Raw genomic sequence first — 10325 nt, forward strand, 5'->3', positions numbered from 1 at the left:
ATTTATGAGTGAAAAAATACAGCAGATACAATTAATCTGCTGTATTTAAGTTATTCTGTCATTTTTTGCGTTTGAAATAACCGATAAAAATTATGCGCCTAGTTTTACTCCGTACGCTCCTTCTAACCTAGCGTTTTGGTCAAATTCTCTATACGTTAGTTCAAGGTCGGCTAAATTATAATTTTGCGAAAGCGGAAAAACAAAGTACTTAGTATTAGAGTCGTTTGCGTATATAGTAAACTTAGAATTTTGGTCTTTGCTAAAATTAAATATTTTAGCGTTTGCCGTAGAGATATTCAAATATTCTGCTTTTTGCCCATTGACTTTGATTACAAAGTCGGTAAAAAATATGGGTAAATCGTCGCTATTAATATTATTTATGGTTACGTTAACTACGCAATAATAGCCAAAGGAAGCGTCTAACCCAAAGAAAGACAAATCGTTAGTAATTTGAGCGTTGTTTACCGTAAAAGACAAATAATTACTGGTCAAAGTTTGCCCTACGTAGCCTTGTTTGGTATAGGTGATATTAGGGTCAAACGTACTTAGGCTTACATTATAATCTTCGACAATAGAGGTAGCGAAAAACGAAGTTAGTACAATACCGAATATAATTAGCGCAATGGCTATGCCAAAAAATATCGACAAAGCTTTTTTAAACGTAGAGTTTCCCTTATTCTTTGCAACCGTTGCGTTTGAGTTGATTAAGGGGCTAGACGGAGCGGATAATAAATCTTTGCGGTAAATTAAATTTGCTCCGCAATTTTCGCATTTTGTTTTAGTTAAGTCTACGTACTCGCTTTCGCAATATTCGCAGTACGTATATTCCCTATATTTAAGTTCGGGCGTTTTTGGAGCGTTAGAAGAAGGGTCGTTAAACACTTCGTTACGACTGACATTTGTATTTGTATTTGTATGATGCGACCTAGCAAGTAAACTACCAATAAGTCCGCCGATTAAGAAGCCGTTACCGCTATTGTGAGAATCGTTGTTATCTCTTCTTGGCGGTCTAGGCGAAAAACCTCCGCCACTAGAAAAACCTCCGCCACCGCCACCCTTAAAACCTCCGCCACCAGAAAAACCTCCGCCACCGCCTTTTGCCATAATATTTCTCCTTTGTGTAGTAATATTGTTTGTATTATAACAAATATAGCGCAATAATACAAGTAAACTATTAAATATCCTATTAAAAATACAAAGCCTTGCCATTCTTTTTATCTTTTGTCTTGTAAAAAAACATAAAGTATGTTAAAATAATAATCCACCTTAAAATAAATCTTCAATTACTAAAAAATAACTTTTTTAACATAAAACAATCACAATATTGTATTAAAATATATAAAACAATATTAAACGGAGTAAATTATGAGAGCGTACGACATTATTGACAAAAAAAGACTAGGCAAAATTTTAACTCAGCAAGAGATTGATTATATGGTCAACGGCTTTACGAACGGCGAAATACCCGACTATCAAATGTCGGCGTTACTTATGGCTATATGTACTAAGGGTATGGACGAACACGAAACTTACTATTTAACCAACACTATGCTTAATTCGGGCGATAAAATGGATATGAGCAAAATTAACGGCATCGTGGTTGATAAACATAGCACCGGCGGAGTTGGCGACACAGTTACCTTAGTGCTTGCGCCTGTCCTTGCTTGTTGCGGAGTCAAACTTGCTAAACTGTCGGGCAGAGGTCTTGGCTTTACCGGCGGTACAATCGACAAACTTGAAAGCATACCCGGCTTCGACACAAGCCTTGACGAAGACAAATTCTTTGATATAGTCAACTCTATTGGTTGCGCAGTTATTGGACAAACCAAAAATTTAGTCCCTGCCGACAAGAAACTTTACGCATTGCGTGACGTTACTGCAACGGTTAGCAGTCTACCGCTTATTTGTTCTTCAATTATGAGCAAAAAACTTGCAAGCGGAGCAAACACTATCTTGCTTGACGTAAAATACGGACAAGGCGCATTTATGAAGACACCAAAACTTGCCGTAAAACTTGCCGAGCTTATGGTAAAAATCGGGTCGCTTGCCGGCAAAAAAGTATCCGCTCTTGTTACCGATATGGAGCAACCTTTGTCGCAAAAGATTGGCAATAGCATTGAGGTAATTAGCGCAGTCGAAGTGTTAAGCGGTCAAAAGAATAGACTATATAACGAAATGAAGGAGCTAGGCGGAAAACTTCTATCTATGGCGTGTTCGATAGACGAGCAAACTGCGCAGACAAAAATAGAACTGGCAATTTCTAGTGGCAAGGCGTTACAAAAATTTATAGATATGGTAAAAGCGCAAAGCGGAGATTCTTCTTATATAACCGATACGTCGAAATTTGCGCTTGGAGAAGTTCAAAACATCTATACGAACAAAAATGGCTACGTATATAGCTTTTTGACTCAACAGCTTGGCAACGCATTGACTCTGCTAGGCGGAGGCAGAATTGTAAAAACCGATTCTATCGACAATTCGGTCGGCATAGAAATATATCACGCTATCGGCGACAAAGTAAATAAGGGCGACAAAATCGCAACAATTTATCACGCAAACAAAAACTTAGACCAGGTTACTAAAATGGTAACCGACAGCATAATAATTAAATCAAGCCTTCCTAAACAACACAAAATCGCTTACGCTTATGTTTCTAGCGACGGCGTAAAGTATATGTAAATTAAGCAAAAAACCTAAAAACTTTTTTAATTAATATTATAGCAAAATTTAAATTTAAATATTTATAAACGATATTTATTAAAATGTATTAACACGACAGGAGGCAAAAAATGTTAAACGAAATGCAATTAGCTTTGCTTAAAAAAGCAAGGGAAACTCAAAAGTACAGAAAACTTGACTACGACAACTACGCAGGTTTTGTCGGTTGCGCTATGCTAGGCGCAAATGGTAAAATTTATACAGGCATTGACATAGGCGTAACTTGTGGTATTGGGTTTTGCGCCGAGCACACCTGTATATCTCAAATGGTAATGGACGGCGAAAGTCACGTTCTTGCTATGTGCGCAGTCGGGCAAGACACTTTCTTCCCGCCTTGCGGAAGATGTAGAGAATTGCTTAGTCAAATTAACCGAGCTAACAAAGACTGCGAAATAATACTCGGCTACAACGACGTCAAAAAACTTTCAGACCTACTGCCCTATCCTTTCTGGACTTACACTGCAACAAGCGAAAAGTTTAAAGACTAATCTTGTAAAAACTAAACTTAACAGCCCTATTAGATTATTAATAAACTGATAGGGCAAGTTTTTACATTTTTTAGCAAATTCTATCGACTTATACTTTTATATCAAGTAACATAACTTGCCGGCAAAATAAAAATGAAAATAAAGTTATTGTTTAAGCGTTAAAAAATATTTAAATAAAAACGCTTGAAGCAAGGTTTAAAAAAGTGCATCAAAAACTTTTATTTTCAATTCTTCTTATTCTTAAAACCATTTAACGCTAAAAAAATATACGCCTAATATCAATTAAAATATCAGCATATACTTTGGCTGTAAACTACTATTGTTGGCCTACTTAACATTCTAATTTTATAAGTTCACAATATAATCAAAAATAATTTAGACTAAATCTGTGTTTAAAATATAATAATATGAAAGTAACTCTCTCGAATAATCTACAATCTTACCATCGGGCAATATCAACATTCTCGTTATTCCTATCTGTTCAACAAAATCGGGATTATGACTAACCGCCATTATTGTGCCGGAATAATCTTTAAAATTTTCGCCTATTATTGCTTGGGTATCGGGGTCTAAGTGGTTAGTCGGTTCGTCAAGAATTAGTAAGTTAGCGCGGGTTAACATAAGTTTACATAGCGCAATCCTTGCTTTTTCACCGGGGGAAAGCAAAGCTACTTTTTTATAAACAAAATCGCCTTGAAACAAAAAATTCCCAAGAACATTCCTGATTTGAACATCATTTAAACCATCGCAATCAATGTTTTCTAATATGCTTTTATTTTCATCAAGAAGTTCAAGCTCCTGCGCATAATATGCAATGTCCGTTTTGGGATTAAACTTTATTTCTCCGCTATCGGGACGAATTATACCCATTATAAGCTTCAACAGCGTAGACTTACCCACGCCATTTTCGCCCACAATTAAAAATCTTTCATTTCCTGTCAATGAAAATGATAATTGGTCATATAATTTATTTTGTCCGTCATAATGAAAAGTAATATCTTTAACTTCAAGAGGAATTTTTGCGCTTTCTCTTTTCGGGTCAAGCCTTATTTTTATATGCTTATATATCTTTTCACGTTTTTCAAGTTCTTTTAACTTTTTGGCAAGTTTTATTTCACGATCTTGTCCAACCCTCTTTAAATCGTGCTTGGTTCTGCTCGCTTGATTAACTTTTTGCACAAAATCGGCAAGTTTTTTTATTTCTTGCTCTTGCTGAGTAATACGCAACTCTTTTAGTAATTGTTCTTGCGCATATCTACGTTTAAAAGTTTGATAGTTGCCTTCATAGGTAGAAATTTTATGAGTAACTTTATTTATTAATAAAATTTTACTCGTAACGGCATTAAGAAAATCTATATCGTGACTAATAATAAGCACATTGCCTTTATAATTTTTTAGATAAGTTGTAACAAATTCTTTTGTTGTAACGTCTAAGTGGTTTGTCGGTTCGTCAAGTAAAAGAATGCTTGGATTGGAAAATAAAATATAAGCAAAAGCTACTTTTGACTTTTGCCCACCCGATAAATTGCCTATTTCCATATCTAAAAGGGCATTGTCAATTTTCATATTATCAATAAGTTCAAGCAATATATTTTCCGCATTATAAACGTCAAGATTATCCAACCGCTGTTGCAATTTAGACATAGTTGAAAGCAACGCTACTTGTTCTTCTTCGTTTGCGATTGCTAATTTTTCGTAAATATCATTTAATTTAGATTCTATTTTTTTAATCGGTCTAGCTTCAAAAAGATAGTCCCACACTTTTTTACTTCTATCTTCAAAATCAATTTCCTGTGGTAAATATCCAATATTAGCATTTCCAACATATATTGAACCGCTATCCAATTCCAATTCTCTTAAAATGACCTTAAATAATGTCGTCTTACCTGCGCCATTGACGCCAACTATGCCAACCTTATCATGATCTGCTATTTGAAATTCAGCGTCATCATAAATTGTTTCCATTCCAAACGACAAATTCATATTGTTTCCTCTCACGTCCGCTCTCCTTTACCGCTACTTTTAATACAGCAAATTTTATATCGCCATACGCCAATTTAACTAAAATTATATCCGTTTTTATCGCTTAAATCTCAGTAGCCTGTTGTTAATGTATCAATTTTAACGCTTTTTGTCAATCATATTCTAGTTTGAAATTACCGGAAATAAATTGCATAAATTGAAATATAAATGTTCGCATATTTGTTATTTACAAATTGGAAAATGCAAAATAATATAGAAAAATTACTACTTAAAAGTGTCTTATTTGTTGCATTCAAACAAATGTTGTCTTATAATATAAATTAATGTAATTTCAAACTGCTTAATACTTGCAATGTTTTTTGCTTAAAGTTATTTATCTAAATAATGTAATTGGTCGCCTAGCGCACATAAGGAACAATAGATGCTCATAAAAAAGAATGACATTACAATATAAATTTCATTGTAAATGAAAAAGATGGGCATATATTTAGATACGCGAAAAAACATGTGGAATGTTTAAACTACAAGCCTTTTAATGAACCCGAAATACTTAGTTTTTTGGGTGAAGTAGGTTTCCCCGCACCTCGAATTATTGAAGTAAGGAATAATTGTATAGTTCTTTCTTATATAGACGGTGTTGAGCTTGGTAAAATGCTTAATTGGAGCGATGATATTCCACTTGAAATAGTTGCTAGTTTTGCAAAAGAAATATACGCAGTTAATAGTATTAACTACGATGAATTACTAGCGCTTTATAAAAAAGCTGTTCCAAATAATTCTTTTGACTTTTACATTAATTATTATTCTTTTAACAAGCAACTACTAGCAAAACATTGGAATGAAATTGAAGATACTATAAAGCAATACTTACCTTTATTTGATGATGTATTAATTAATAGGTCTAAGGAAATGATAGCCGAAGAACTTGCATTTTGCCATGGCGATATTCATCAAGAAAATATTATTTTGCAAAATGGAAATGCCACATTAATTGATTGGGAATCCGCTTGTATAGCGCCTATTAGTTATGAAATTGCTATGCATTTGAGAAAATTGGGTACTCAAAAAAATATAAAGATGATTTTATTAAACAATATTTATTGTTAAATCCAAAATTTAAGAGATTTTATAGAAATATGGAATTATTTATAGAAATTGAAGATATCATGTTTATTATTAGTGATTATTTATCGATTATAGCAAAAATTAATAGACACGATGAGTTCGATATTGAAGAAAGTTGCAAGAGATTTTACAATATCATGATAGGAGCAAGTAAGTATTGGCCTAACATACATTTAATTTCAATAGACGAAATCAAACAAATATTTGGAGAAAAACAAAAAAATGAAAATACTTGTTGTCGGAAATATTAATAGCGGTTAAAGCAAAATAGTTACAGCGTTATCAAAAATCCAACCTGATTATGAAATTATTCAAATTGATGAAATCAGAAAACAGGTAGGAGACGGTAGCTATGAAAAAGAGTACCTCGCTCAACAATTATTTATAAATAAAGTATGTGAAAGTTGTGATATCATTGCAGAATTATCTGGCTGCGGACAACTTGGAGAAAAGCTAAACAGTAGACTTCCTAAAAATTCCTATATCGTATTAAAAGTAAATACTAATTTGCATGTTTGTTTGGATCGATGTATAAATAAAGATTTTTCACAAATTCCATATCCAGCTAGCAAAGAAGAAATCTTACAAACAATTATACGTATTGATAATGAAATTAAGAACAATTTCATTGAAAAGTTATGGCATGAAAACTCTTTAAATATATTAACGATTAATGCTTTCAATGATATAAAGGCATTACCATTAAGTCACTATCATTTTTTGCATAAAATTATAGATACCCTACTTAAAATATCTGGAATAAGTGAAATCGTATCTTTTGGCTCTCTTGCGAGAAATCAGCTTACACCACTATCCGACATTGATTTGTGTGTAATTACAGATTTAAATGTATACGAAATTAAAAAAATGTTGGAAACAATAAAAGAAATTACATTCATAGATACTACACTAAACAAAGTCACTATCAGATTTAATGAAATTTTAATAGAAATTGTTGTTTGTAAAAAACTTGAAGAAATTGGGAAATTTTACACCAATTCTATGATAAATGATATTAAGCATTCCATAATAAAAGGTACGGAAAACACTTTTTTAACATTGCAAAAGATGAACAAAGAATTCAACTTTGATAAGATCCGTATGAAATCAGAGACAATAAAAAGGCTTATGTTCACATTTCTATCACTAAACAATATAATGAAAAATGGCGATGATTATAGATTTTATTTTAACTGTAATATTATAATTCATGAGGTTGTGAAATTATACGCTTTTTCAAAAAATAAATTTGCGTATAGTTATTTACCAAAAATGGCGACAGAAGATATTGATTTTGAAATTTCGAGTTTAGTCTATGATTTCAAGATAGATAAAAAAATATATATTTGCAGGCTTGCAAAAAGTTTAATTAAAGTACTAACCGATGTTGACTGCTATGAAAAAAAATATATAGAAATACTAAATAATTTTTAGAGGAGTTTAAAAATGATTAAAGTTATGAAATCCCTTAGAAATATTAATTACCGCTTGTTTTTTGCTCTACTTATTATGGGATTAATTCCAACAATTTACACAACAGTAAGAATATTTTTCTTAGGGCAAATGCCCGGCGATTGGGGTTTTAATATAGCAAGCCAACTATCGTATGTAAATTTACTTTATGAAATAATCCAAGAAGCTTTAATCTTGCCACTTTTCTTTTTTATAGGAAAAACGATTGGCAATACAATTGAAATGACAAATCGAGTACGAACTGGCATGCTAGTAACATTTTTAATATACGGTATGCTATCCATACTTATCCTTATTTTCGCTAAACCACTTGTAAAATTTATGGCGCAAGATATTGCGCTAATTGACGAAACGGTTACATATATTAGATTAGAAACAATTGCAACACTTTTTTCTACTCTCGTAAAATTTATAACAATAGTAATTGTTACCTTAAAAAAGGATATTTATCTCTATTTTATTCTTGGCCTGCAAATGTTCATATGCATTTTATTAGATACTTTTTTCGTATCTAACTTATCGTTTTCACTAAAACTTGGCGTAAACGGAATTGCATATACCAATATTATAGTTAATATTTTAATGCTTTTCCTTGCTGTGTTTTTTCTTAACAAGGAAAAAATATTTTTGTTTTCTAAGGAAAAACTAAATTTTAACTGGATGAAAGAATGGACTAAAATAAGCGCTTATTCTGGAATAGAGAGCCTAGTGCGTAATCTTGCTTTTATGCTTATGATTGTTAAGATGGTAAACATTGTTGGAGAACAAGGCACATTTTGGGTTGCAAATAATTTTATTTGGGGATGGCTACTTTTGCCTATTATTCAATTAGGCGAACTTATTAAACGAGATTGTGGGGAAAACAAATCATTAATTAAAGAAAATTTTCTAGGATACATGGTGATAACTACATGCGTAATTATTCTATGGCTAATAACAATACCATTATGGCAACCTTTTTTGAAAAGTGTAATGAATATAGATAATTATAAGAATGTTTTTAATTTGGTTTTAATAAGCTTGGCATTTTATGTTTTATTTGCATTTAATAATATATGCGATAGTATTTTTTATGGTATTGGCGAAACAAAATACATGCTCGTGCAATCTTTAATTATTAATATTGTGTTTTATGGGTTAATGTACATTTTGTATGTTGCCGGAATTTTTGTTCCAACGCTTACTTCAATTGCATTAATGTTTGCTGGTGGAACTGCGTTAGATAGCGTTTTGACTTATTTTATGTTCGCATTTTTTGTTAAAAAAGGTGGACTAACCGATAAAGAGATGTTGAACTCTAAAAATACTATTTACTAAAAAGCTAACTATTTGTCAAACTTGCGGTTTTGATTGTATAAACTTGCCGTCATAATATCCGAATTGATATTGTAATTGCCTTCCGCCGAACCCATCTCCTCGCTGACCTCAAACATTTGCATAGCGTCGCCCTCGTACCGCTCAAAAAGTCTATCGTAAAACTTTAAGATTTTAACGCATGCGTTTGGCTTGCTCCATGAAGATATTGTAAGCCGTATTTTTGTGATGTCTTCCACCTTTGGCTCTAACTTAACCTCGATTTTTGTATTGTTTATTATCCTTTCCGTTTTCTTTATAACCTCGCCGTCATAGTAATCTACTGTGAAATTGACGGGGTATTGATTCAGTTTGTTGTCGCCAAGAATTATCCAAGTAATGATTGGTCTTTTCAAAAATGTCAGCTCTAGGTATGGCTTTGCGCCTACGAAGTTTCCGCCTGCATTACAGCGCGATTTACTCCACCAACCAACAATACAACTGTTATCCATCATTTGAAAGCTACCATCCATTTTAGCGTTGCCGTCCCTCAGCCGAGGGCGATAGCCCGAACGCCACGGAGCGAAAGCGGAGTATAGACTGTTCAAAGTTCGCAGAAGTCTTTACTACCGCCGCGCCTAAGGCAACCATAGGAAGTGTTACCGCCGCAGTGAGCTTACCGCCTATCTTAGAAAAACTATCCGCCATAGCCTTTAATTTCTTTTGCGCGGTCTGCAACCCCTTACTAAGCGAGGAGATATCCGCCGCTATCTTTACTACTAGGTTTCTTATTACCGCCATGGCTTATCCCTCCTCTATTTAATTTTGGCATGAAAAAAGCAAGTACCTTTTGATACTTGCCTTGAAAATATGTTCACTTTCTAATTACTGTTTTTCTCTTATCCACTCCAACAACTGCTCATACTTCATCGACCCGTCCGCTAGCGCAAGTCCAACTTTAGCCACGTCTTCATTTGTGGAATCAATATCTATGCCGTTAACCTCTAAAAAAGTAAGCATTACATACATACCGATTCTCTTATTTCCATCAACAAATGCGTGATTGGATACCAAACTAAACCCCAGCCTTGCCGCCTTTTCTTCTTTTGTAGGATACAAATCTTTGCCGTCAAAAGTAGCGTAAGCATTTTCAAGCGCCGAATCTAGTAATCCTAAATCTCGCACGCCATCGCCTCCACCCGTTTCTTGTATAATTAGTTGATGCAATAAAAGCACTTTTTCTTT

General features: G+C 33.3%; 11 protein-coding genes. 6 read left to right on the forward strand and 5 right to left on the reverse strand.

Features of this window, described 5'->3' with window-relative positions; translation table 11 throughout:
* Window positions 1-90: 90 nt before the first annotated feature.
* Window positions 91-1104 carry a hypothetical protein gene (locus RR062_06030; GenBank protein ID MEG2027261.1) on the reverse strand — a complete coding sequence of 338 codons (1014 nt, stop codon included), beginning with the start codon at window positions 1102-1104 and terminating at the stop codon, window positions 91-93.
* 261 nt (window positions 1105-1365) lie between these two features.
* Between RR062_06030 and RR062_06035 the strand changes: the two genes are divergently transcribed.
* Window positions 1366-2679: a thymidine phosphorylase gene (locus RR062_06035; GenBank protein ID MEG2027262.1), complete on the forward strand. Its 1314-nt coding sequence runs from the start codon at window positions 1366-1368 to the stop codon at window positions 2677-2679.
* Window positions 2680-2789: 110 nt separating this feature from the next.
* Entirely contained in the window at window positions 2790-3206 is a 417-nt protein-coding gene (locus RR062_06040; GenBank protein ID MEG2027263.1) for a cytidine deaminase, read from the forward strand.
* 375 nt (window positions 3207-3581) lie between these two features.
* Here RR062_06040 and RR062_06045 read toward each other — a convergent pair whose 3' ends face one another.
* Window positions 3582-5204: an ABC-F family ATP-binding cassette domain-containing protein gene (locus tag RR062_06045; protein MEG2027264.1), complete on the reverse strand. Its 1623-nt coding sequence runs from the start codon at window positions 5202-5204 to the stop codon at window positions 3582-3584.
* 492 nt (window positions 5205-5696) lie between these two features.
* On the opposite strand from RR062_06045, the gene RR062_06050 reads away from it, so the two are divergent.
* The 4 genes from RR062_06050 to RR062_06065 all read left to right on the forward strand — a co-directional run bounded on the left by RR062_06050 (window position 5697) and on the right by RR062_06065 (window position 9104).
* The gene (locus RR062_06050; GenBank protein ID MEG2027265.1) at window positions 5697-6296 is read left to right on the forward strand and encodes a phosphotransferase; all 600 of its coding nucleotides are present in this window, start codon (window positions 5697-5699) and stop codon (window positions 6294-6296) included.
* Between the two features lie 29 nt (window positions 6297-6325).
* Window positions 6326-6565, forward strand: a complete 240-nt coding sequence (locus tag RR062_06055) for a hypothetical protein (protein MEG2027266.1) — start codon at window positions 6326-6328, stop codon at window positions 6563-6565.
* A gap of 268 nt (window positions 6566-6833) precedes the next feature.
* Window positions 6834-7748: a nucleotidyltransferase domain-containing protein gene (locus RR062_06060; GenBank protein ID MEG2027267.1), complete on the forward strand. Its 915-nt coding sequence runs from the start codon at window positions 6834-6836 to the stop codon at window positions 7746-7748.
* A gap of 12 nt (window positions 7749-7760) precedes the next feature.
* Entirely contained in the window at window positions 7761-9104 is a 1344-nt protein-coding gene (locus RR062_06065) for a multidrug transporter (GenBank protein MEG2027268.1), read from the forward strand.
* An 8-nt stretch (window positions 9105-9112) separates the two neighbouring features.
* On the opposite strand, the gene RR062_06070 is transcribed toward RR062_06065, so the two are convergent.
* From RR062_06070 to RR062_06080, 3 genes are all read right to left on the reverse strand, one after another.
* Window positions 9113-9613, reverse strand: coding sequence for a hypothetical protein (locus RR062_06070; protein MEG2027269.1), 501 nt, complete (start codon window positions 9611-9613; stop codon window positions 9113-9115).
* Between the two features lies 1 nt (window position 9614).
* Window positions 9615-9818 (reverse strand): hypothetical protein, encoded by a 204-nt coding sequence (locus tag RR062_06075; GenBank protein ID MEG2027270.1) that lies wholly within the window; start codon window positions 9816-9818, stop codon window positions 9615-9617.
* A gap of 147 nt (window positions 9819-9965) precedes the next feature.
* The coding region (locus tag RR062_06080) for a type II toxin-antitoxin system death-on-curing family toxin (GenBank protein MEG2027271.1) at window positions 9966-10325 on the reverse strand (360 nt) is incomplete at its 5' end.

This window comes from Clostridia bacterium (assembly GCA_036654455.1).
Classification (GTDB): domain Bacteria; phylum Bacillota; class Clostridia; order Christensenellales; family CAG-314; genus JAVVRZ01.

Excerpts from the sequence above, each read along its gene's own strand:
- RR062_06030 (MEG2027261.1), bottom strand. The coding sequence starts at position 1,104 with ATGGCAAAAGGCGGTGGCGGAGGTTTTTCTGGTGGCGGAGGTTTTAAG.
- RR062_06035 (MEG2027262.1), top strand. The coding sequence starts at position 1,366 with ATGAGAGCGTACGACATTATTGACAAAAAAAGACTAGGCAAAATTTTA.
- RR062_06040 (MEG2027263.1), top strand. The coding sequence starts at position 2,790 with ATGTTAAACGAAATGCAATTAGCTTTGCTTAAAAAAGCAAGGGAAACT.
- RR062_06055 (MEG2027266.1), top strand. The coding sequence starts at position 6,326 with ATGGAATTATTTATAGAAATTGAAGATATCATGTTTATTATTAGTGAT.
- RR062_06065 (MEG2027268.1), top strand. The coding sequence starts at position 7,761 with ATGATTAAAGTTATGAAATCCCTTAGAAATATTAATTACCGCTTGTTT.
- RR062_06070 (MEG2027269.1), bottom strand. The coding sequence starts at position 9,613 with ATGGATGGTAGCTTTCAAATGATGGATAACAGTTGTATTGTTGGTTGG.